This is a genomic window from Pseudonocardia sp. HH130630-07, assembly GCF_001698125.1.
Lineage (GTDB): Bacteria > Actinomycetota > Actinomycetes > Mycobacteriales > Pseudonocardiaceae > Pseudonocardia.
In genome coordinates this window covers 96194-117997 of record NZ_CP013854.1, presented here as the reverse complement: position 1 = coordinate 117997, position 21804 = coordinate 96194, and the positions used below count along the sequence as shown (strand labels likewise).

21 protein-coding genes and 1 pseudogene are annotated in these 21804 nt (G+C 76.6%); 14 read left to right on the top strand and 8 right to left on the bottom strand.

Features of this window, described 5'->3' with window-relative positions; genetic code table 11:
- Window positions 1-4: 4 nt before the first annotated feature.
- Together AFB00_RS00575 and AFB00_RS00570 are read right to left on the bottom strand one after the other, a co-directional pair.
- Window positions 5-682 (bottom strand): LON peptidase substrate-binding domain-containing protein, encoded by a 678-nt coding sequence (locus tag AFB00_RS00575; protein WP_083275920.1) that lies wholly within the window; start codon window positions 680-682, stop codon window positions 5-7.
- Window positions 683-701: 19 nt separating this feature from the next.
- Window positions 702-1403, bottom strand: a complete 702-nt coding sequence (locus tag AFB00_RS00570) for an NUDIX hydrolase (RefSeq protein ID WP_068799867.1) — start codon at window positions 1401-1403, stop codon at window positions 702-704.
- A 276-nt stretch (window positions 1404-1679) separates the two neighbouring features.
- Between AFB00_RS00570 and nadA the strand changes: the two genes are divergently transcribed.
- The 3 genes and pseudogenes from nadA to nadC all read left to right on the top strand — a co-directional run bounded on the left by nadA (window position 1680) and on the right by nadC (window position 5188).
- Window positions 1680-2678 (top strand): quinolinate synthase NadA, encoded by a 999-nt coding sequence (nadA, locus tag AFB00_RS00565; protein ID WP_068795576.1) that lies wholly within the window; start codon window positions 1680-1682, stop codon window positions 2676-2678.
- Window positions 2675-4268 (top strand): annotated as a pseudogene (locus AFB00_RS00560) (L-aspartate oxidase). Before nadA ends, AFB00_RS00560 begins: the two are co-directional and overlap by 4 nt.
- Window positions 4265-5188: a carboxylating nicotinate-nucleotide diphosphorylase gene (gene nadC / locus AFB00_RS00555; protein ID WP_083275150.1), complete on the top strand. Its 924-nt coding sequence runs from the start codon at window positions 4265-4267 to the stop codon at window positions 5186-5188. The pseudogene AFB00_RS00560 and the gene nadC overlap by 4 nt, the downstream one beginning before the upstream one ends.
- On the opposite strand, the gene AFB00_RS00550 is transcribed toward nadC, so the two are convergent.
- On the bottom strand, window positions 5142-6383 hold the full coding sequence (locus AFB00_RS00550; protein ID WP_197519706.1) for a winged helix DNA-binding domain-containing protein: 1242 nt from the start codon (window positions 6381-6383) through the stop codon (window positions 5142-5144). The genes nadC and AFB00_RS00550 overlap by 47 nt on opposite strands.
- Before the next feature lie 89 nt (window positions 6384-6472).
- Here AFB00_RS00550 and hisD point away from each other — a divergent pair, with 89 nt between their 5' ends.
- Genes hisD through hisB form a run of 3 tightly spaced genes read left to right on the top strand, consistent with a single transcriptional unit; the run spans window position 6473 to window position 9530 of the window.
- The gene (hisD, locus tag AFB00_RS00545; RefSeq protein ID WP_068795574.1) at window positions 6473-7816 is read left to right on the top strand and encodes a histidinol dehydrogenase; all 1344 of its coding nucleotides are present in this window, start codon (window positions 6473-6475) and stop codon (window positions 7814-7816) included.
- Complete coding sequence (locus AFB00_RS00540; protein WP_068795573.1) at window positions 7813-8934, top strand: histidinol-phosphate transaminase; 1122 nt, start codon at window positions 7813-7815, stop codon at window positions 8932-8934. The genes hisD and AFB00_RS00540 overlap by 4 nt, the downstream gene beginning before the upstream one ends.
- Window positions 8931-9530 (top strand): imidazoleglycerol-phosphate dehydratase HisB, encoded by a 600-nt coding sequence (hisB, locus tag AFB00_RS00535; RefSeq protein ID WP_068795572.1) that lies wholly within the window; start codon window positions 8931-8933, stop codon window positions 9528-9530. Before AFB00_RS00540 ends, hisB begins: the two co-directional genes overlap by 4 nt.
- Here hisB and AFB00_RS00530 read toward each other — a convergent pair.
- Both AFB00_RS00530 and AFB00_RS00525 read right to left on the bottom strand, forming a co-directional pair.
- Complete coding sequence (locus AFB00_RS00530) at window positions 9527-10189, bottom strand: response regulator transcription factor (RefSeq protein WP_083275149.1); 663 nt, start codon at window positions 10187-10189, stop codon at window positions 9527-9529. The two genes, hisB and AFB00_RS00530, sit on opposite strands and share 4 nt — an antisense overlap.
- Window positions 10180-11373 carry a sensor histidine kinase gene (locus tag AFB00_RS00525; protein ID WP_068795571.1) on the bottom strand — a complete coding sequence of 398 codons (1194 nt, stop codon included), beginning with the start codon at window positions 11371-11373 and terminating at the stop codon, window positions 10180-10182. The genes AFB00_RS00530 and AFB00_RS00525 overlap by 10 nt, the downstream gene beginning before the upstream one ends.
- Before the next feature lie 109 nt (window positions 11374-11482).
- On the opposite strand from AFB00_RS00525, the gene AFB00_RS00520 reads away from it, so the two are divergent.
- The 6 genes from AFB00_RS00520 to hisI are packed head-to-tail and all read left to right on the top strand — an operon-like array spanning window position 11483 to window position 17209.
- A complete protein-coding gene (locus tag AFB00_RS00520) occupies window positions 11483-12295 on the top strand; it encodes an ABC transporter ATP-binding protein (RefSeq protein WP_068795570.1) in 813 nt (270 codons plus the stop codon).
- The gene (locus AFB00_RS00515) at window positions 12292-14634 is read left to right on the top strand and encodes an ABC transporter permease (protein WP_083275148.1); all 2343 of its coding nucleotides are present in this window, start codon (window positions 12292-12294) and stop codon (window positions 14632-14634) included. Before AFB00_RS00520 ends, AFB00_RS00515 begins: the two co-directional genes overlap by 4 nt.
- Window position 14635: 1 nt before the next feature.
- Window positions 14636-15268, top strand: coding sequence for an imidazole glycerol phosphate synthase subunit HisH (gene hisH, locus AFB00_RS00510; protein ID WP_068795569.1), 633 nt, complete (start codon window positions 14636-14638; stop codon window positions 15266-15268).
- A 59-nt stretch (window positions 15269-15327) separates the two neighbouring features.
- Window positions 15328-16077 (top strand): bifunctional 1-(5-phosphoribosyl)-5-((5-phosphoribosylamino)methylideneamino)imidazole-4-carboxamide isomerase/phosphoribosylanthranilate isomerase PriA, encoded by a 750-nt coding sequence (gene priA, locus AFB00_RS00505; protein WP_068795568.1) that lies wholly within the window; start codon window positions 15328-15330, stop codon window positions 16075-16077.
- Entirely contained in the window at window positions 16077-16850 is a 774-nt protein-coding gene (gene hisF / locus AFB00_RS00500; protein ID WP_068795567.1) for an imidazole glycerol phosphate synthase subunit HisF, read from the top strand. The genes priA and hisF overlap by 1 nt, the downstream gene beginning before the upstream one ends.
- A complete protein-coding gene (gene hisI, locus AFB00_RS00495; protein ID WP_068795566.1) occupies window positions 16847-17209 on the top strand; it encodes a phosphoribosyl-AMP cyclohydrolase in 363 nt (120 codons plus the stop codon). The genes hisF and hisI overlap by 4 nt, the downstream gene beginning before the upstream one ends.
- Window positions 17210-17216: 7 nt before the next feature.
- Here hisI and AFB00_RS00490 read toward each other — a convergent pair whose 3' ends face one another.
- Complete coding sequence (locus tag AFB00_RS00490) at window positions 17217-18140, bottom strand: oxygenase MpaB family protein (protein WP_068799862.1); 924 nt, start codon at window positions 18138-18140, stop codon at window positions 17217-17219.
- Window positions 18140-19093: a hypothetical protein gene (locus AFB00_RS00485; protein WP_068795565.1), complete on the bottom strand. Its 954-nt coding sequence runs from the start codon at window positions 19091-19093 to the stop codon at window positions 18140-18142. Before AFB00_RS00485 ends, AFB00_RS00490 begins: the two co-directional genes overlap by 1 nt.
- 108 nt (window positions 19094-19201) lie before the next feature.
- Between AFB00_RS00485 and AFB00_RS00480 the strand changes: the two genes are divergently transcribed.
- Both AFB00_RS00480 and AFB00_RS00475 read left to right on the top strand, forming a co-directional pair.
- Window positions 19202-20521 carry a sensor histidine kinase gene (locus AFB00_RS00480; protein WP_068795564.1) on the top strand — a complete coding sequence of 440 codons (1320 nt, stop codon included), beginning with the start codon at window positions 19202-19204 and terminating at the stop codon, window positions 20519-20521.
- Entirely contained in the window at window positions 20518-21174 is a 657-nt protein-coding gene (locus tag AFB00_RS00475) for a response regulator transcription factor (RefSeq protein ID WP_068795563.1), read from the top strand. Before AFB00_RS00480 ends, AFB00_RS00475 begins: the two co-directional genes overlap by 4 nt.
- On the opposite strand, the gene AFB00_RS00470 is transcribed toward AFB00_RS00475, so the two are convergent.
- Window positions 21132-21791, bottom strand: coding sequence for a TetR/AcrR family transcriptional regulator (locus tag AFB00_RS00470; RefSeq protein ID WP_068799861.1), 660 nt, complete (start codon window positions 21789-21791; stop codon window positions 21132-21134). The two genes, AFB00_RS00475 and AFB00_RS00470, sit on opposite strands and share 43 nt — an antisense overlap.
- Between the last annotated feature and the right edge of the window lie 13 nt (window positions 21792-21804).

The window sequence follows — 21804 nt, the reverse complement described above, 5'->3', positions numbered from 1 at the left end:
CCGGTCAGTTCGGGCTCTGCTCCTCGCCGAACGTGCCCGGGCCGGCCGGGACCGCGCGCAGCCGGGAGAGCAGCCCGGTCTCGCGGGCCATCAGCCGCCGGATCTCGCGCAGCCGCTGCACCGGATCCGTCTCCTGGAGCAGGTCCTGGCGGTCGGTGAGCGGGAGCAGGCAGTCACCGGCGAGCAGGTGGGCCAGCTCGCCGGTGGGCGTCTCGTCGGCGGGCTCGGACCAGTCCCCGGTCCGCCACGCCGTGCGGCAGTAGCCGCGGTGTGCGGCCCGTGCGGCGCTCTCCAGCATCCGGACCAGGCGCGGGTCGTCCACTGGCCCGTCGTCGGGCAGGTACTCGACGTCACCGCACAGGTACTGCCGGGCGCCCGGGTCGACATCGAGCAGCCGGAACCGCCGCGCGCCGCGGGTGACGACGTCGTAGCGGCCGTCCGGCAGGCGCCGCGCGTCGAGCACCACCGCGGTGCAGCCGACGGCGTGCATCCCGGCCATCCCGTTCCGGTCCGGATGGTGTCCCTCGCGCACCGCGACGACCCCGAACTCCTTGTCCGGCACCGCCCCGGTGATCAGATCGACGGTCAGCTGCCGGTAGCGCGGCTCGAAGATGTGCAACGGGAGCGGGGCGCCCGGCATCAACACCGTTCCCAGCGGGAACAGCGGAATCGTCACGGACACCGGTTCACGGTAGTACGCCTCACGGCGCACCGCCCGGTCGCGGGCGGAGAGGGGGTCGCAGGGCCGCGAACGCGTCGGTCACCAGCAGGGACCGCTCGGTGAACCGGAACACCGCCGCCGGCCGTCCACCGGCGCGCCCCGGCGCCGCGGTCTCGCCGGTCGGGACGAGCAGGTCCCGCCGGGTCAGCACCCGTTGCAGGTTGGTCGCCGCGACCTCGTGCCCGAGCGCCGCGACGTAGTGCTCGCGCAGCGCCGAAATCGTGAACTCCGCCGGGGCCAGGGCGAACCCGAGGTTGGTGTAGGACAGCTTGGCCCGCAGCCGGTCCCGGGCGGCGTCGACGATGCCGGCGTGGTCGAAGGCGGTGACCGGGAGCGCGTCGATCTCGTGCCACGCCGTGTCGGCCGGCAGCGCGGGGTCGGCGTCGGACGGGACGAGCCCGAGGAACGCGGTCGCGATCGTCCGCGGGCCCGGGGTGCGTGCCGGGTCGGAGAACACCGACAGCTGCTCGACGTGCGCGATCTCGCGGACGTCGACCTTCTCGGCGAGCTGGCGGCGCACCGAGGTCTCGACGTCCTCGTTCCCGGCGAGCCGGCCGCCGGGCAGCGCCCACCGCCCGGCCGCGGGAGGCAGCGCACGCTGCCAGAGCAGGACGCACAACCGCCCGCCCCGGATCCCGAGCACGGCCGCGAGGACCTCGTGCAGGACCGGGAGGCTCGTCACGATCCACACCCTAGGGGTGCGCCGCACACCGCTCCCGCCCTGTCCCTCCCGCCCCGTCCCTGTCTCCCTGTCCCACTCATGGAGCTTCGGCCCGGTCTCACGAGGCCGAAGCTCCATGAGTGGGGCCGGGGGGCGGGATGGCGGTGGGGTGACGGTGGCGTGACGGCCGGGTGAGGTCCCGGTCACCGATCGGGTGCTCCCCGGCGTCCTCCGGTGCTACCATCCGGCAAGTGTCCGCTCACTAGGCGAAAACCTGATGCGGCCCGGGAGGGCGAGATGGTTCCGACGCTGACGGCACCCGAGCACACCACCGTCGACCCCGGATGGGCGGACGAGGTGCGCACGCTGGCCCACCGGCGGGACGCGGTCCTGCTCGCGCACAACTACCAGCGGCCGGAGATCCAGGACGTCGCCGATCACGTGGGTGACTCGCTGGCGCTGTCCCGGATCGCGGCGGCCTCGGACGCGTCGACGATCGTCTTCTGCGGGGTCCACTTCATGGCGGAGACGGCGAAGATCCTCGCGCCGGACAAGACCGTGCTGATCCCGGACGCAGCGGCCGGTTGCTCGCTCGCCGACTCGATCACCGCCGAGCAGCTGCGCGACTGGAAGGCCGAGCACCCGGGCGCCGTCGTCGTGTCCTACGTCAACACGACCGCCGCGGTGAAGGCCGAGACCGACGTGTGCTGCACCTCGTCCAACGCGGTCGAGGTCGTCGCCGCGATCCCGCGTGAGCGCGAGGTGCTGTTCCTGCCCGACCAGTTCCTCGGCGCGCACGTGCGCCGTGTCCTGGACCGGGCGGACATGCACGTGTGGGCGGGGGAGTGCCACGTGCACGCGGGCATCAACGGCAAGCAGCTCGCCGACCAGGCGCGGGCGCACCCGGAGGCGGACCTGTTCGTGCACCCCGAGTGCGGCTGCGCGACGTCGGCGCTCTACCTCGCCGGCACCGGTGCGGTGCCCGAGGACCAGGTCAAGATCCTCTCCACCGGCGGCATGATCGAGGCGGCCCGGGCCACCGGAGCGACCGAGGTGCTGGTCGCGACCGAGGTCGGCATGCTGCACCAGCTCCGCCGGGCCGCCCCCGAGATCGACTTCCGGGCGGTCAACGACCGGGCCTCCTGCGGCTACATGAAGATGATCACCCCCGAGGCGCTGCTCCGGTCCGTGCGCGACGGCACCGACGAGGTCCACGTGGACCCGGAGCTCGCCGCCCGCGGGCGGGCCGCGGTGCAGCGCATGATCGAGATCGGGAACCCGGGGGGCGGGGAGTGAGCGCCGGCTGGGAGACCGGCGTCGACCTGGTCGTCGTCGGGTCCGGGGTGGCGGGCCTGACCGCCGCCTTGGACGCGACCGCCGCCGGGCTGCGGACGGTCGTCGTGACCAAGGACGACATCGCCGAGGGATCGACCCGCTGGGCGCAGGGCGGTGTCGCGGTCGTCCTGGGCGACATCGCGGGGGACAGCCTCGACGCGCACGTGACCGACACGCTCGGGGCCGGGGGCGGGCTGAACGAGACCGCAGCGGTGGAACGGATCGTGCACGCCGGCCCGGAGGCCGTGGCGCGGCTGCGGGCCAGGGGTGCGCTGTTCGACGCGCACGGCCCGCGGCTGGACCGGACCCGCGAGGTCGGGCACTCGGCGCTGCGGGTGGTGCACGCCGGTGGGGACGCGACCGGCGCGGAGATCGAACGGTCGCTGGTCGCCGCGGCCCGCTCGGCCCGGCTGACGGTGCTCGCCGGGCACGTCGCGGTGGACGCGCTGCGCGACGTCACCGGCCGGGTGGTCGGCCTGTCCGTGCTCGACGACGCCGGCCGGCCCGGGCGGATCACCGCCCCCGCCGTGCTGGTCGCCACCGGCGGCTACGGCCAGCTGTACTCCTCGACCACGAACCCCTCGACCGCGACCGGTGACGGCGTCGCGCTCGCCCTGCGGGCCGGGGCGACCGCGGCGGACCTCGAGTTCGTCCAGTTCCACCCGACCGTGCTCTGGGCGGGCCCGGGCAGCGACACCGCGGGACGACGACCGCTGGTCACCGAGGCGGTGCGCGGCGAGGGAGCGGTGCTGCTCGACCGTTCCGGGGCCGCGTTCATGGCCGGGCTGCACCCGCTGGCCGATCTCGCCCCGCGGGACGTGGTCGCCGCGGCGATCACCCGGCGGATGGCCGAGACCGGCGCCGACCACGTCCAGCTCGACGCGAGCGGTCTGCCCGGGTTCGCCGACCGCTTCCCGACGGTGTACGCCGCCTGCCGCTCGGTCGGCGTCGATCCGCAGTCCGAACCGATCCCGGTGACCCCGGCCGCGCACTACGCCTGCGGCGGGATCGTCGCCGACACCGACGGCCGGACCGGCGTCCCCGGTCTGTAACGCCGCGGGCGAGGTGGCCCGGACCGGGCTGCACGGGGCGAACCGGCTCGCGTCGAACTCGCTGCTGGAGGGTCTGGTCGTCGGGGAGCGCGCGGTCCGCGCGATCCTGGCCGACCGGGGGCTGGTCGCCCTCTCCGCCCCGGCGGAGCCGTCGCCGGAGCTGCCGGTCGCCGACCGGCGGGTCGTGCAGCGCGCGATGACGACGTGCGCCGGCATCGGCCGCGACGCCACTGGGCTGGCGAACGCCTCGGACGCGATCGACGCCGCCACGACGACGGCGCAGCCGGTGGACCGGCGCGGGGTCGAGGACGCCGCGCTGACCCTGCTCGCCCAGGCGGTGCTCGCCGCGGCCGGGGAACGCCGGGAGAGCCGCGGTTGCCACGTGCGGACCGACTTCCCCGACCGCGACGACGTGTACCAGCGCGGCTCGCTGCCGGTCCGGCTCGACCGGGCGGGCCGTCCGGTCGTCGCCGGGAACGCCGTGGCGGGTGCGGCGTGACGGCGCGGGTGGCCGCCGGTGTCGGCGGGGCCAGCGCGATCGGCACCCCGGACCCGGACGATTTCGCCCGGGTGGTGCGCACGGCACTGGCCGAGGACCTCCGGTACGGCCCGGACGCGACGACGGCCGCGACGGTCCCGGCGGACGCGGTGGCGACCGCGGCGTTCACCCCGCGGGCGGACGGGGTGCTCGCCGGGGTCCCGGCCGCCCTCGCCGTGCTGGACGCGGTGTTCGGCACCGGTCCCGCGCGCACCGTCCTGTCGGCCGCGGCGGACGGGGACCGGCTGGTCGCCGGGACCCCGGCGCTCGTGGTGCGGGGCCCGGTCCGGGGTCTGCTCACCGCCGAGCGCACGGCGCTGAACCTGCTCTGCCACCTGTCCGGGATCGCGACCGCCACCCGGGCCTGGGCGGACGCCGTCGACGGCACCGGCGCGGGGATCCGTGACACCCGCAAGACGCTGCCCGGTCTGCGCCTGCTGGAGAAGTACGCGGTGCGCTGCGGGGGCGGGGTGAACCACCGGCTCGGCCTGGGCGACGCGGTGCTGGTCAAGGACAACCACGTCGCCGCGGCCGGCTCGGTCGCCGCGGCGCTGCGGGCCGCCAGGGCGGCGGCACCGGAGCTGCCGTGCGAGGTCGAGGTCGACTCGCTGGAGCAGCTCGACGAGGTCCTCGACCTGTCCGCCGAGCTGGTGCTGCTCGACAACTTCGGCCCGGCCGCGACCGCGGAGGCGGTCCGCCGCCGGGACGCGGCCGCTGCCGCGAGCGGGCACCGGGCGCTGCTGGAGTCCTCCGGCGGGCTGACGCTCGGTTCGGCCCGGTCCTACGCGGTGACCGGTGTCGACTTCCTCGCCGTCGGCGGGCTGACCCACTCGGTCACCGCGCTGGACCTGGGGCTGGACCTGCAGCCGGACCCGGTGTGAGCGGTGCGTCCAGCAGTTCGCGCTGGACGGGGGCCGGATAGCGGACCGAGAACCGGACGTCGCCGAGCAGCAGCCGGTGCCGCTCGGCGGCCTCCGCCACGGCCTGGCCGGCCTCCCGCCCGACGTCGGTGAACAGCCGGGTCGCGATCGCGCCGTCCGGTCGCTGCACCCAGGACCCGACGCTCCGGCCGTCCACCCAGATCGCCGGGCCGCCGTTGCCGTTGCGGTCGAACAGCCGGGCCGCCGCGCCGGGATCGAGGTGGTGGTGGCGGACCTTCCAGCCCATCGTCGTCGGGTCCAGGCCGGGCAGCAGCGCCACCGACGGGCCCGGGTCCGGCACCGGGTCCAGGTCGCCGGGAAGGAGGTGGCCGGTGCCGCCGTCGTCGAGGGTGACCTCGACGGCCCCGGTGTCGGCGAGCGCGGCCCGGGTCGTGGCCACCGTCCAGCCGGCCCACCAGCGCAGGTCCTCACGGGTCACCGGCCCGAAGGCGCGCAGGTAGGCACGGGCGAGCCCGGCCGCGGCGGCCCGGGGATCGGCGGGCCCGCCGAGGTCGCCGGGGGCACCACCCCCGCCGCCGAGCCAGCGTTCCGCGGCGGCCCACCGGTACTGGCCGTTGATCCAGGTCCCGGTCGGCCGCGCCCGCAGCACCCGGCCCTCGAAGCCGAGCACCAGCAGCACCCGGGTGTGCGCCGGATGCTCGCCGCCCTGGATCGGGACCCGCAGCCCGGCGATGTGCGGTAGCGCGGTACCGACCTCGCGGGCCGTGGTCGGGCCCCGCTCGGCGAGCAGCCCCAGCACCTCACGGGCCGCTCCGGCGTACCAGCCGGGTGGATCGGCCACCCCGGCGGCGGCGAGCTGGCGCATCAGGTCGCGGAGCTGCACCGCGGCGACGCCGCGGGTCGCGCCGTGGTGGGCGAGCGCGGCGTGCCGGCGGCCGAACACCCACAGGGTGCGGCGCATCGCGTGGTGGCGCAGCAGCGTGCGGTCGGTGTAGAGCGCCTCGTCGACCGCCCCGGTCCGCGGGTGAACCATCCGGGCGGCGGCGGACAGGTAGACGGTGACCGGGTCCGTCGAGTGCAGCGCCACCAGGTCGTCGGCGATCGCCACGACGTCGTCGGTGCGGGTGGACGGCACGAGCCGGTGCCGGAGTGTCAGCCGGTACCGGCGCTCGGCGTCGCTCACGTGGCGGGTCACACGGCGGAGCGTGCCACGGCCCACCGACAGCGACGGTGACCCCGGGATCGGCGGCGGGGTTGTCGGACCCCGGCCGTACCCTGGGGACCATGCTCCGCCGCCTCGACCTCCGCCCCGACGCGCGCAACGGTGCACCACTGCCCCGTCCGGCCGCACTGCGCGCGCTCATGCCGCGCGCCGAGCTGAACGTCGACGCCGCGGTGGGCGCGGTGCGCCCGCTGATCGACGACGTGCGGGAGCGGGGCGCGACCGCTGCGCTGGAGGCCACCGAACGCTTCGACCGGATCCGCCCGGAGACGGTGCGGGTGCCCGCCGCGGCGATCGCCGCGGCGGTGGCCGGTCTCGACCCGGACGTGCGGGCCGCGCTCGAGTTGTCGATCGAGCGCGCCAGGGCCGTGCACCTCGACCAGCGCCGGGCCGACGTGGTGACCCAGGTGGTGCCGGGCGGCACCGTGACCGAGCGGTTCGTCCCGGTCCGCCGGGTCGGTCTCTACGCCCCGGGCGGGCTGGCCGTCTACCCGTCGAGCGTGATCATGAACGTGGTCCCGGCGCAGGCCGCGGGCGTCGGGTCGCTCGTCGTCGCCTCCCCGCCGCAGGCGGAGTTCGGCGGCCTGCCGCACCCCACCATCCTGGCCGCGGCCGCGCTGCTCGGCGTGGACGAGGTGTGGGCCGTGGGCGGTGCCCAGTGCGTCGCGCTGCTCGCCTACGGCGGGACCGACACCGACGGTGCCGAGCTGGAGCCGGTCGACATGGTCACCGGCCCGGGCAACGTCTACGTGACCGCCGCGAAGCGGACGCTGCGCGGCACGGTCGGGATCGACGCCGAGGCCGGTACCACCGAGATCGCGATCCTCGCCGACGACACCGCCGACGCCGGGCACGTCGCCGCGGACCTGATCTCGCAGGCCGAGCACGACCCGAACGCGGCGTCGGTGCTGGTCACCGCGTCCGAGGAGCTCGCCGGGGCGGTCGAGGCCGAGCTGGCGGGGAGGGTCGGTGCGACCAGGCACTCCGAGCGGGTCCGGACCGCACTGACCGGGCCGCAGTCCGGCGTGATCCTGGTGTCGACGATCGACGACGGGATCGCCGTCGTCGACGCCTACGCCGCCGAGCACCTCGAGATCCAGACCGCGGACGCGGCCGCCGTCGCCGCCCGGGTCCGCAACGCCGGGGCGATCTTCGTCGGCGCCTACGCGCCGGTCTCGCTCGGTGACTACTGCGCCGGGTCCAACCACGTGCTGCCGACCGGCGGCTGCGCCCGGCACTCGGGCGGGCTGTCGACCGCGACGTTCCTGCGCGGCGTGCACGTGATCGACTACACCGAGCAGGCCCTGCGGGCGGCGGCGGGCGCGGTCGTCGCGCTGGCCGAGGCGGAGGACCTGCCCGCCCACGGCGAGGCCGTGACCGCCCGGTTCGAGGAGGTACGCCCGTGATCCCCGGTGAGGGAGTCCGGCTCGAGGACCTGCCGCTGCGCGAGGACCTGCGCGGGAAGAGCGCCTACGGCGCCCCGCAGCTCGACGTCGCGGTGCGGCTCAACACCAACGAGAACCCGTACCCACCGCCGCCCGAGCTGGTCGCCGACGTGACCGCGGCCTGCGAGTCGGCCGCCCGTGAGCTGCACCGCTACCCCGACCGCGACGCCGTCGGCCTGCGGACCGAGCTCGCCGCCTACCTGAGCACGCAGACCGGCGTGGAGCTGTCCGAGCGGAACCTCTGGGCGGCGAACGGCTCGAACGAGATCCTGCAGCAGCTGTTGCAGGCCTTCGGCGGCCCCGGCCGGACGGCGCTCGGGTTCGTGCCCAGCTACTCGATGCACCCGATCATCTCCTCCGGGACCCGCACCGAGTTCGTGCCCGTGCCCCGCCGCGCGGACTTCACGATCGACGTCGACGCCGCGGTCGCCACGCTCGCCGAGCGCTCGCCGGACATCACGTTCGTCACCAGCCCGAACAACCCGACCGGGCAGTCGATCGCCCCGGAGGACCTCGCCCGGCTGGTGGAGGCCGCACCCGGGATCGTGATCGTCGACGAGGCCTACGCCGAGTTCGCCGAGGCCACCGGCCGGCCGAGCGCGACCACCCTGCTCGCGACGCACGGCCACAAGCTGGTCGTGTCGCGGACGATGAGCAAGGCGTTCGCCTTCGCCGGCGGCCGGCTCGGCTACCTGGCCGCGGCCCCGGCGGTCGTCGAGGCGTTGCTGCTGGTGCGGCTGCCGTACCACCTGTCGGTGCTGTCCCAGGCCGCGGCGCGGGCCGCGCTGCGGCACGCCGGGGCGACCCTCGGCTCGGTGGCCCTGCTCGCCGCGGAGCGGGAACGGGTCTGCGGGGAGCTGGCCGCCGCCGGTTACGACGTGGTCCCCAGCGACGCCAACTTCGTCCTCTTCGGCCGGTTCGCCGACGCCGGGCGGGCCTGGAAGGGCTTCCTGGAACACGGTGTCCTCATCCGCGACGTCGGGATCCCGGAGCACCTGCGGGTCTCGATCGGCACGCCGGAGGAGAACGACACGTTCCTGCAGGCCGCCACCGAACTCGCCACCGAGGAGCTGCTGTGAGCCGGACCGCGCGCATCGAGCGCGTCACGAAGGAGACCCGGATCGCCGTCGAGATCGACCTCGACGGCACCGGGCGGACCGAGATCGACACGAAGGTGCCGTTCTACGACCACATGCTCGACGCGTTCGGCAAGCACGGCTCGTTCGACCTGTCCGTGCACGCCGACGGCGACATCGAGATCGACTCCCACCACACGGTGGAGGACGTCGCGATCGTGCTCGGCCAGGCGATCCGCCAGGCACTCGGCGACAAGACCGGGATCCGGCGGTTCGGCGACGCGTGGATCCCGATGGACGAGGCACTGGCCCACGCCGTCGTCGACGTCTCCGGCCGGCCGTACACGGTGTGCAGCGGCGAGCCGGAGATGATGCGCGGCTTCGTCGTCGGCGGGCACTACCCGACCGTGCTGAACCGGCACGTGTTCGAGTCGCTGGCCTTCCACGGCCACCTGGCGCTGCACGTGCGGGTGCTCGACGGCCGCGACCCGCACCACATCACCGAGGCCGAGTTCAAGGCGGTCGCCCGGGCGCTGCGTGCCGCCACCGAACCGGACCCGCGGGTCACCGGCGTGCCGTCGACGAAGGGCGCCCTCTAGGCACCCGACCGCAGCCAGGCCAGTACCGCGAGCACCCGCCGGTGCCCCGCGGTCTCGGCCGGCAGGTCCAGCTTCGTGAACACGGCCCGGACGTGCTTGTTGACGGCGGCGTCGGACAGCACCAGCGCCGCGGCGATCTCGCCGTTCGACCGGCCCTGGGCCATCAGGCCGAGGACCTCCCGCTCCCGCGGGGACAGCCGGGCGACGGGGTCGCGGCGCCGCCGCACCAGCCGCTGCACCACCTCCGGGTCCAGGACAGTGCCCCCGGCGACCACGCGCTCCGCCGCCGCGGCGAATCCGTGCACGTCGGCGACCCGGTCCTTGAGGAGGTAGCCGACTCCAGCCCCGTCGCCGGTGTCGAGCAGCGCCTCCGCCGCGACGGGCTCGACGTACTGGGACAGCACGAGCACCGGCAGCGCCGGATCGGCGTGGCGCAGCTCGACCGCGGCCCGCAGCCCACTGTCGGTTCCCCCCGCCCCGGCGCCACCCGGCGGCATCCGGACGTCGGTCAGCACCAGGTCCGGCCGCTCCCGGCGCACGGCCCCGACCAGCGCCGGAGCGTCCCCGACCGCGGCGAGCACGGTGTGCGAGAACCGTTCCAGCAGCCCGACGAGGCCCTCCCGCATGAGGACGGAGTCCTCGGCGACGATCACACGCACGGCAGCTCCACCCGCAGCAGCGTAGGTCCGCCCACCGGGCTCGACAGCCGGACCCGGCCACCGGCCAGCGCGACCCGCTCGGCGAGCCCGGCCAGCCCGGAACCGCCGGCCGGGTCGGCGCCGCCGCGGCCGTCGTCGCGGACCTCCAGCACGACCTGGTCGGCGTGGTGGCGACCGGTCACCGACGCCGCGCCGGCACCGCTGTGCCGGACCGTGTTCGTCAACGCCTCGGTCAGCACGAAGTAGGCGGTCGTCGCCACCTGCGGCGGGAGCCGGTCCGGCAGCTGCAGGTCGACCTCCACCGGGACGGGGCAGCGCGCCGCCTGATCGGCGACCGCCGCGGCGAGCCCGTGGTCGGCGAGCATCGACGGGTCGAGACCGCGCACGAGGTCCCGCAGCTCGGTGAGTGCGACGCCGAGCTGGTCGCGGGCCTCGTCGAGCCGGGTGGCGGCGGGATCGTCGCCGAGGTCCATCCGGATCAGCCCCAGGGTCACGCCGAGCGCGACGAGCCGCTGCTGCGCGCCGTCGTGCAGGTCCCGCTCGATCCGGGACCGCTCGGACTCGAACGCGCTGACCAGCCGCCGGGACTGGACGTCGGTGAGCCCGTGGGCGAGCTCGGTGCCCCGCGGCCCGAGCACGGTGCGGGTGAGCGCCGCCCGGGCTCCCGCCCACGCGGTCACCGTCCACGGTGCCGCCGCCAGGAGCACCACTCCGGCGATCGACAACGGCCACACCTCCGTCTCCGCGGCGGCCGAGCGGAACATCTCCACCGGGAGGACGAGCGACAGCCCCAGGACGCTCGCGTCGAGCCCGGCGAGGCCGGTCGCGGCGAGCGCGGCGAAGCCCACCTCCCGCCACGTCGAGGGGGCCCGCCACCGCGAGCCCGCGGGCCGCAGCGGCACCGGCAGCGGGGCGTCGTCCACCAGGCGCAGCCGGGCGCGTTCCAGCCCCGCCAGCGGTGGTCCGGTCACGACCAGCGCGCCGGCCAGGGCCAGCCCCGAGACGACGGCGAGCGGCACCCCACCGGCCGCGAGCCCGAACGCCGGGATGGCGAGGAGGAGCACCAGGACGATGCCGAGCGCGGCCCCGGTCACCAGGTACGCCAGCGACCGCCACGGCCAGCCGGTCAGCAGGAACCGCAGCGGCCGCTGGTCCATGGCCTGCCAGGCCGTCGCGATCCGCACCCGACGAACGGTAGGAGATCGCGCGCGGCTCCGCGGTAGTGCCAGGGCTACCCCGGACGTCCCCCGTGGGTGACCGCGCCGCACCGGGGCGCCGGTGTCGGATCGGGCCATGAGCACTCCACCCCTGCAACTGCGTGACCTGCGCCGGGTCCACCGGCGGGACCGCGGTCCCGCCGTCGCCGCGCTCGACGGCGTCGACCTGACACTGCGGCGCGGCACCTTCACCGCGGTGATGGGGCCGTCCGGGTCCGGGAAGTCGACCCTGCTGCACTGCGCCGCGGGTCTGGACACCCCGACGTCGGGCCGGGTCGTGCTCGACGGCACCGACCTCGCCCCGCTGTCCGAACGGCGGCGCACGCTGCTGCGCCGGGACCGGATCGGGTTCGTGTTCCAGGATTCCAACCTGGTCGCGTCACTGACGGCGGCGCAGAACGTGGCGCTGCCCGGACGGCTGGCCCGGCACCGGATCCCGGCCTCCGCGGTCGCCGCGGCGCTGGCCGAGGTCGGACTGGCGGACCGGGCGGGGCACCGGCCGGCGCAGCTGTCCGGCGGGCAGTGCCAGCGGGTCGCGATCGCCCGGGCGCTGCTCGGCCGGCCGGGGGTGGTGTTCGCCGACGAGCCGACCGGCGCGCTCGACTCGGCCGCGTCGGCGAGGGTGCTCGCGCTGCTGCGCCGGTGCACCGACGGCCCGGCCGCCGCGGCGACGCTGATGGTCACCCACGACCCGGTCGCGGCAGCCTGGGCGGACGAGGTGGTCGTCCTGGCCGACGGACGGGTGCGGGAACGGTTCGCGGTCCCCGGCGCCCCGGGTACCGCCGCACGCGCCGCAGAGATCGGCAACCGGCTCGTCGCGGAACCGGAACCGGAACCGGCGCCGGGACCGGAGCCGGAGTCGGAGTCGGTCGGGCGTGGTCACCGGTGATCGCCGCGTCGAACCTGGTCACCCGGTGGCGGGAGATGCTGGCCACGGTGCTGGCCGTCGCGACCGGGGTGGGTTTGCTGGGCGCGGTGCTGCTGACGGCGTCGGCCGCCCGGCCACCGGTGCAGGAACGGTTCGCCGCGACCTCGGCGCTCGTCGTTGGGCCGGAGGTGGCGGTGTCGCAGACCCCGCGCGGCGACGGCCGGGTCCCGTGGACGGCGGCGGCCGCCGACGCGCTCGCCGCGCGCCTGTCGGCGACGCCCGGCACGGTCGCGGTCCCCGACCGCTCGTTCCCGGCGGTGCCACTGCCCGGCGGGCGGCCGGTGGGGGACCCGGAGGACCGGGAGAACGGGCACGGCGTCGCGAGCCTCGTCCTCGGGGGCCACACGATCGGTTCCGGCACGGCGCCGACGCGTGCGGGGGAGGCCGTCGTCGGTGCGGATCTCGGCGTAGCGCCGGGCGGGGTGCTGCCGGTGCTGTTCGCCGACGCCGTCCGGGAGGTCCGGGTCACCGGGACGACCGGGGCACCGGGGGTGCGTGCGATCGGCGTGCTCGGCCCGGTCCCGGCTCCGCCGCCGGACACGACGGTCCTCACCGGTGACGCGCGCGGGTCCGTCGAGCCGGTGCAGGACTCCCGGATCCGGTTCCGCGGCGACCAGCTGCTCGCCGCGCTGGGGCTGCTCACCGGTGTGACGACGGTGGTGGTCGTCTCCGCGGCGCTGTCCACCGCGGTCGCCGGGCGGCGCCGTGAGCTGGGGCTGCTGCGCGCCGTCGGGGCCACCCCGGGGCAGGTCCGCCGGATCGTGCTCGGTGAGGCGGTGCTGACCGGCCTCGTCGGTGCGGTGCTCGGTGCGGTGCTCGCCACCGCGCTGGCCCCGGTGCTCCACCGTGCGCTCGTCGTCGCGGAGGCCGCCCGGCCGGCGGTGGTGACGGCCGAGCCCGGCCCGCTCGCGATCGCGTCGGTGGCCGGGGTGCTGCTCGCCGTCGCGGGCGGGACCGCGGCGTCCCGGCGGGCGGCACGGGCGGTGGCGCTCGACGTCGTCGTCGTCGGGCGGACGGACGCGGCGGGCCCGGGGCGGCCGCGGACGGTCGCGGGCGTGCTGACGGCCGTGCTCGGGGCGGCGACGGCGGTCCTGACCGCGGGTGCCGTCGGCGACGGGCGGGTCGGTCTGGCGTTGCTCACCGGATCGCTGCTGGTCGTCGCGGCCGCGCTGCTGGCCCCGGTGCTGATCGGGCTGCTCGGGGCGCGCCGGGGTCCGGCCGGGCCCGGCCCGGTACTGCGCAGCCCCACGGTGACCCTGGTCCGGGCCGAGCTGGCCGCCGCTCCCGGCCGGGCCGCCGCGGTGGCGGCACCGACGATCGTCGCCGTCGGGTTCGCGGTGCTGATCGGCGGGCTCGTCGCGACGACGGCCGTCGCCTACCCGGCCGAGCGCACCGCGGTGCTGGCCGGTTCCGTCGCCGTCGAGCAGGACGGCGCTCCCGGCCTGCCCGACACGGCGGCCCGGGCCCTCGACGTGCCCGGTGCCCGGCTGCCGCTGCCGACCGTGCTGGTCGTGCCGGGGCCGTCCGGACCGACGGCGCTCGACGCGGTCGGTACCGGCGACGCCGGGCTGGTGCGGCCCGGCACGGTGGTGCTGTCCGGGCCGGTCGCCGCCGGGCTCGGCCTGCGCGGCGGCGACACGCTGCCGGCCCGGTTCCCCGACGGCGAGACCGTCGAGCTGGCCGTGGCCCGGGTGCTCCCGCCCGACGAGCGGCGCGGCGACGTCGCCCTCGCCCGGGCCGACGTCCGCAGCCACGATCCGGGGGCGCTGACCGACACCGCGTTCCTGCCGGCCGGCGCCGTGCCGCCGGAGCCGCCGCCCGGCGTCGTCGTGCGGGACGCGCGGGCCTACGCCCTGGCCGAGTACGCCGTCGACGCCCGGCTGTCCGGTGCGCTGGCCGCGCTGCTCGTCGCGGTGTCGGCCGGGTACGGCGGCCTCGCGATCGCGAACGGGATCGTCTCGTCGGTCCGGTCCCGGCGGGCCGGGGACGCGGTGCTCGCCGCGGTCGGCGCGACCCGGCGCCGGCGGGTGCTGCTGGGCACGGTGGAGGCCGCGGCCGCCACGCTGGCCGGCACGGTGCTCGGGATCGCGGTGACGGTCCCGCCACTGGTCGCGGTCGCGTCCGGGCTGGCTCGGGCGACCGGCCGGCCGGTGCCACCGGTGCCCGACCCGGTCGCGACGGGAGCCGCCGTGGGCGTGTGCCTGCTGGTCGCGATGCTCTCCGCCGCGCTCGCCACCGGGCGGTCCGGGCCCCGGCCCGTCCGTCTCCGGACCGGATCGCGGTGGAGACTACGCTGGTGACGTGACACGGATCGTCGTCCTCGACTACGGCTCGGGGAACCTCCGCTCCGCCGAGCGGGCACTGGAACGCGTCGGGGCGGACGTCACCGTCACGTCGGACTTCGACGCCGCGGTCGAGGCCGACGGGCTCGTCGTCCCCGGTGTCGGTGCGTTCGCGGCCTGCATGGCCGGCCTGCACGGGGTCCGCGGACCGCAGATCATCGGCCGTCGCCTGGCCGGTGGGCGCCCGGTGCTCGGCATCTGCGTCGGGATGCAGGTGCTGTTCGACCGGGGTGTCGAGTTCGGCGAGGACACCGCGGGCTGCGGCGAGTGGCCCGGGACCGTGGAGCGGATCCGGGCCGACGTCCTGCCGCACATGGGCTGGAACACCGTCTCGGTGCCCGACGGGAGCACGCTGTTCGCCGGGCTCGCCGCGGACACGCGGTTCTACTTCGTGCACTCCTTCGGTGTGCGCCGCTGGGAGCTGCATGAGTCGCACGCCATCGCCCCGCCGAAGGTCACCTGGACCCGGCACGGGGAGGACGTGGTCGCCGCCGTCGAGAACGGGCCGCTCGCGGCGACCCAGTTCCACCCGGAGAAGTCCGGTGACGCGGGGGCCGCGGTCCTGGAGAACTGGCTCGCCTCGGTCGCCTGACCCGCTCCCGCTCGTCGGCCGCCACCGGGGGTGGCGGGCGGCGCCGATACCCTGGCGCGGTGAGCTTCACGTTGCTTCCCGCGGTGGACGTCGTCGACGGCCAGGCCGTCCGGCTGGTGCAGGGCGAGGCCGGGACCGAGACGGGATACGGATCGCCCCTCGACGCCGCGCTGACCTGGCAGCACGGCGGCGCCGAGTGGGTGCACCTGGTCGACCTGGACGCCGCGTTCGGGCGCGGCTCGAACGCCGAGCTGCTGGCCGAGGTCGTCGGGAAGCTCGACATCGCGGTGGAGCTGTCCGGCGGCATCCGCGACGACGAGTCCCTGCAGCGGGCGCTGTCCACCGGCGCGGCCCGGCTGAACCTGGGCACCGCGGCCCTGGAACGGCCCGACTGGTGCCGGCGCGTCCTCGCCGAGCACGGTGACCGGGTCGCCATCGGGCTCGACGTCAAGATGATCGACGGTCGGCGCCGGGTGGCCGGCCGCGGCTGGACCTCCGACGGCGGGGACCTCTGGGAGGTGCTGGAGCGGCTCGACCGCGACGGCGCCGCCCGCTACGTCGTCACCGACGTCTCGAAGGACGGCACGCTGCAGGGGCCCAACGTCGAGCTGCTGACCGAGGTCGCGACCGCGACGACGGCACCGGTCGTCGCCTCGGGCGGGATCTCCGAGGTGGCCGACCTGGTCCGGCTCGCCGAAGTCGCCGCCACCGGCGTCGGCATCGAGGGCTCGATCGTCGGCAAGGCGCTCTACGCCGGCCGGTTCACGCTGCCGGAGGCGCTCGCGGCGGTCCGGGCGGTGAGCGCCTGATGGGCGTCGCCGTCCGGGTGATCCCCTGCCTCGACGTCGACGCCGGCCGGGTGGTCAAGGGCGTCAACTTCCGGGAGCTGCGCGACGCCGGCGACCCGGTCGAGATGGCCCGCGTCTACGACGCCGAGGGCGCCGACGAGCTGACCTTCCTCGACGTCACCGCCTCCTCGGCGGAGCGCGGGACGATGATCGACGTCGTCCGGCGCACGGCCGAGCAGGTGTTCATCCCGCTCACCGTCGGCGGCGGCATCCGCACCTGCGAGGACGTCGACCGGATGCTCCGCGCCGGAGCCGACAAGGTCAGCGTCAACACCGCCGCGATCGCCCGGCCGGAGCTGCTGCACGAGATGTCGCGGCGGTTCGGCTCGCAGTGCATCGTGCTGTCGGTCGACGCCCGCCGGGTGCCCGGCGGCGAGGCGCCGCAGCCGTCCGGCTACGAGGTGACCACGCACGGCGGGCGCCGCTCCGCCGGGGTCGACGCCGTCGAGTGGGCCGAGCGCGGACAGGAGCTCGGCGTCGGGGAGATCCTGCTGAACTCGATGGACGCCGACGGCACCCGGGCCGGTTTCGACCTGGAGATGCTGTCCGCGGTGCGCAAGGTGGTCGACGTGCCGGTGATCGCCTCGGGCGGTGCGGGCGCGGTGGAGCACTTCACCCCGGCGGTACGGGCCGGCGCGGACGCGGTGCTGGCGGCCAGCGTGTTCCACTTCGGACAGCTGAGGATCGGCGAGGTGAAGGACGCGATGCGGGCCGCGGGGGTGGAGGTCCGATGACGGTGCGCGTGCAGGACTCGCAGCTGGACCCGGCGATCGCGGCCCGGCTCAAGCGCGACGCCGACGGGCTGGTCTGCGCGGTCGTGCAGTCCCGCGCCGGGGAGGTGCTGATGGTCGGCTGGATGGACGACGAGGCGCTGCACCGCACCCTGACGACCGGCCGCGGCACCTACTGGTCGCGCTCGCGGCAGGAGTACTGGGTCAAGGGCGACACCTCCGGGCACGTCCAGCACGTGCACGAGGTCCGGCTGGACTGCGACGGCGACGCGGTGCTCGTCGTCGTCGACCAGGAGGGCCCGGCCTGCCACACGGGGACCCGGACCTGCTTCGACACCGACGTCCTGCTCGCCGGGGGCTGACCGGCGCTCAGGGGTGCACGGGCGGCATCGGCGGCGGTGCCGGTTCCGGTGGGGCACCGGTCACCCAGCGGATCCCCGCGGTCACGGTGTGGCCCCCGGCCCGGACGACGGTCGCCTCGGCGACCGGGAACCAGGGCAGTCGCAGCGGCAGCCGCGCCCAGCGGGGCAGCAGGCCGACCGACGCGGCCGCGAGCACGCCGTAGGGGACCCGGGCCGACAGCGGGAGCGGCGGCTCCCACAGCAGGAACCGGGCCGCGTCCCGGGCCTCCGGGGTCCCCTGCAGCTCGGGCCGGTAGCCCGCGATCTGCGCGGTGAGTTCCGCGGCGGTCTCCGGCGGGTCGGGGACCCCGAGCGCGCGGGCGACGCGGGCGGTGTCGGCGACGTAGCCGTCCCGCCCGGCCGGGTCGAGCGGGGCGCTGCCGTAACGGTCGTGCGCGGTGAGGAAGCTGTCGATCTCGGCAATGTGCACCCACCGCAGCAGGTGCGGGTCCGAGGCGGAGTACGGACGACCGTCCGGGGCCGTCCCGCGGACCGGGGCGTGCGCCCGGCGGATCCGTGCGATCACGCGCTCGGCCTCGGCCGCCGGGCCGAACGTGGTGGCGGCGAGGAAGTACGACGTGCGCTGCAACCGGCCCCAGGGGTCGCCGCGGAACCCGGAGTGCCCGGCGACGCCGGCCATCGCGAGCGGGTGCAGCGACTGCAGCAGCAACGCCCGCAGCCCGCCGACGAACATCGACGCGTCGCCGTGCACCCGGCGGATCGGGGCGTCCTCGGCGAACCAGCGCGGGCCCTCGGCGCCGAGGACGCGGGCCCGCCGCCCCGAGCCCTCGTCGCCCGCCACCCGGGAGAACACGGCCGAACCGACCCGCGACCGCAGGGCCGCGAGCCGGTCGGTGACGGCGTCCGGGAGCCGCGTGGAGAGGTCCGCCATCACCCCAGTGTGCGGGCGGGTGCCGGGTGCGGCCACCGCACGCCCGTCCGGTCCGGGACGGGGACGGCGGCGGGACCGGCGGACCCGGAGGGGGACCCGGCGAGCGCGAGCAGCCCGGCGACGGCGAGCGCGAAGCCGGAGAGCAGGCTGCTGACCTGGGCCAGGCCCCAGGCCGCGGAGCCGGCCCCGCCGAGCGCCGTCGCCCCCATCGTGACGACGACGCCGTACAGCCCGCCGGCGAACGCCACCGCGCTGCCGGTCCAGGCGCCGAGCACGGCGACGGGACCGGACCGCCCGCCGGTGAGGCGCAGCGTCCCGGCGACCCCGGTCAGGACCAGGATCGCGGTCACGCCGGTGGCGACGAGGTCGATCGCCCGGCCGGACGGCGCCCCGGCGAGCACGTGCAGGCCGGCGGCGAGCACCCCGGTCACGGCACCGCCACCGGACAGCGCCCGCAGCAGCCCCCGGGCGGCCACCGGCACCGGCCCGGGCCCGGTGACCCGCCCCCACCAGCGCTCCCGCGCGTAGGCGGCGAACGAGCCGAGCAGGCACACCGCCTGAACGGTGAACCCGCCGTAGACCATCGGGTGCACCCACGGCGCCAGCCCGATCCCGGATCCCGGCGGCGCGGCCAGCGTCAGGGGCAGCGACACCAGGGCGATCGGGACGAGCAGACCGGTCGCCACCCAGGCCGGCAGCAGCACCGGCAGCGCGGGCAGCCGCAGCGCGGCCCGGGAGGCGAGCGCGACCGCGAGCGCGATCACGCACAGGTCGAGCAGGACGGTGGCGACGTTCATGGCGGGCATCCCGGCGCCGGCGACGAGTGCGGGATCGGTGACCCCCACCAGGTGGCCGGTGAGCCAGGACAGCTTCATCGTGACGTAGGGTAGCGTCGCGAGCGTGGCGACGCCGCCGAGGACGCGGCGCAGCCGCAGCGATCGGGTCGTGGTCATGCCGGAGAGCCTGCGCGGCTCCGGACCGCGGCGGCTCCCGCCCGCGGGGGGACCGGCTCCCCCGCGCGGGGGACCGGTGGTGGCCGGGACTCTGCGACGATCGTCGTCGTGACCGGACGGCTGCGGTGGACGACGGAGCCGGCGACCTACCGCCGGGTGCTCCACGTGCTGCTGGGCACGGTCGTCGCGCTGCCGTACCTGGCTGCGGGCTGGCTGCTCGCCCGCACCGCGGTGCAGGGGATCGGGACGGGCGCGGTGCTGCTGCTGGCCGGCGCGGCGGTCGTCGTCGGGATCGCGGTCACGGTGCTGCCCGGAGTGCGCGAGCTGCTGGTCGCCGCCGCCCGCACGCTGCTCGACGCGGACCTCCCGGACCCGCCCGGGCCCGGCGACCTCCTCGACCACCGGGTCCCGTTCGCCGACCGCTGCCGCGCCGCGGTGTGGCTGGGGCTGTGCGCGGCCACGGGGGTCGTGGCGGGGGCCGCGGTGCTCTACCTGCTGCCGGTGGCCGCGTCGATGCTGATCGCGCCGTGGCAGTCGCTGCCGCCACTGCCCACCGGTCCCGGCGCCTGGTGGACGCCGCCGGTGGGGCTGCTGCTGGTCCCCCTGCTGGCCGGCGGGCTCGCCGCGGCCGGTGCCGGGCAGGCCCGGCTCGCCCCGCGGCTGCTCGGGCCGGGGCCGCGGCAGCGGCAGGCGATCGCGCTGGCCGCCCGGCTGGAACACGCCCGGCGGCGGGCCGACCGGCAGGCCGAACGCGCCCGGCTGGCCCGGGAGCTGCACGACTCGGTCGGTCACGCGCTGACCGTCACCACCCTGCAGGCCGGAGCGGCGGCCGAGCTGCTGCACAGCGACCCGGAGTTCGCCCGCCGGGCACTCGCCGCGATCGCCGACACCGGCCGCGCCGCCCTCGACGATCTCGACCACGTCCTCGGCCTGCTGAACGACGACGAGGACCGCGCCGACGGACCGGACGACACCGGCGGCGGGGGCGGCCCGGGGCCGGTGCGCGATCTCGAGCACCTCGGTGGCCTGTTCGACGGCGCCCGGGCGGCCGGTCTCGACCTGCACGCCGAGACCGACCCGGCCCCCGGCCTGCCCGCGGTGGTCTCCCGGGAGGCGTACCGGCTGGTGCAGGAGTCCCTGACCAACGCGTTGCGGCACGCCGGACCGGGACCGGTGACGCTGCGGCTGCGGCGCACCCCGGACGGTCTGGACCTGACGGTCGTCAACACGGTCGCCCGCCGGGGCCGCGTCCGGCACGGGCGCGGCCTGACCGGCGCCCGGGAGCGGGTGTCCCTGCTCGGGGGCAGCTACACCGCGGGCCCGGACGGCGACGGGCGCTGGGTGGTCCGGGCGACGGTGCCCGGTGGGCCGCGGACCGGACCGGGGCCCGCCGGGACGGAACGGGAGAGGGGCGGGGCGCACGCATGACGGTCGGGGTGGTGCTGGTCGACGACGAGGAGCTGGTCCGGGCCGGACTGCGTGCGGTGCTCGGCGCCGACCCGGGCATCGACGTGCTCGGCGAGGCCGCGGACGGCGCCGAGGTGCCCGGCCTGGTCGCCCTGCACCGGCCGGACGTCGTGCTGATGGACGTCCGGATGCCCGCGGTCGACGGCATCACCGCCACCCGGGCGCTGCTGCGCCGCCCGGACCCGCCGCGGGTGCTGGTGCTGACCACGTTCGGTCACGACCGCTACGTCTACGACGCGCTGCGCACCGGGGCGTCGGGGTTCCTGCTCAAGCGCACCCCGCCGCGGGAGGTCGTGCGCGCCGTGCACACGATCGCTGCGGGGGAGTCGCTGCTGTTCCCGGCCGCGATCCGGGAGCTGGTCGCGGGGTTCGCCCCCGGCGGCGGCGACCGGCTCGCCGGGGCCGGGCTGACCGGCCGGGAGGACGAGGTGCTGCGGCTGATGGCCCGTGGGCTGTCCAACGCCGAGATCGCCGCCGAGCTGCACCTCGGGGTGGAGACGGTGAAGACCCACGTCGCCGGGATCCTGGCCAAGACCGGCTCGCGGGACCGGACCCAGGCCGTCGTCGCGGCCTACTCCTCCGGGTTCGTCGACCCGAGGTCCCCGGTGAGGTAACGCTGGACGGTCGGGCCGATCGTGGCGACCAGCTGCTCGCGGGACGCCGAGGCCACCGGCTCCATCCGCACCACGTACCGCATCATCCCGAGCCCGATCAGCTGCGACGCCACCAGCGCACCGCGCTCGGCCCGCCGGTCCGGGGAGAACCGGTCGGTGACCGGCACGAGGATCACCCGGGTGACGAACTCGCGCAGCATCCGGGCGGCGAAGTCGTGCCCGGCCACGCTGCGCAGCATCGCGGCCATCGCGCCGCCGTCGCCGGCGGAGTCCCACACCGTGAGGAAGCGGTGCACCACCCGCCCGCCGATGTCCGCGGCACCGCCGCTCAGCACGTCGGCCCGCACGGCGGCCGGGTCGACCTCCAGCTCCAGGGTGGCGACGAACAGGTTGTCCTTGCCGCCGAACCAGTGGTTGACCATGGCCGGGTCGACCCCGGCCCGGTCGGCGATCCGGCGCACGGTGGCCCGCTCGTAGCCGTGTTCGGCGAACTCGGTGCCGGCCGCCGCGAGCAACGCCGCGCGGGTGTCGGTGCCGCCCGAGCGGCGCCCCCGGCGCCGGGGCGGGCGGGCCGGTTCGGACGGGGCGTCGGCCGCGGGGTCGGTCACGGGGTCCATCTTCACCCGGGCG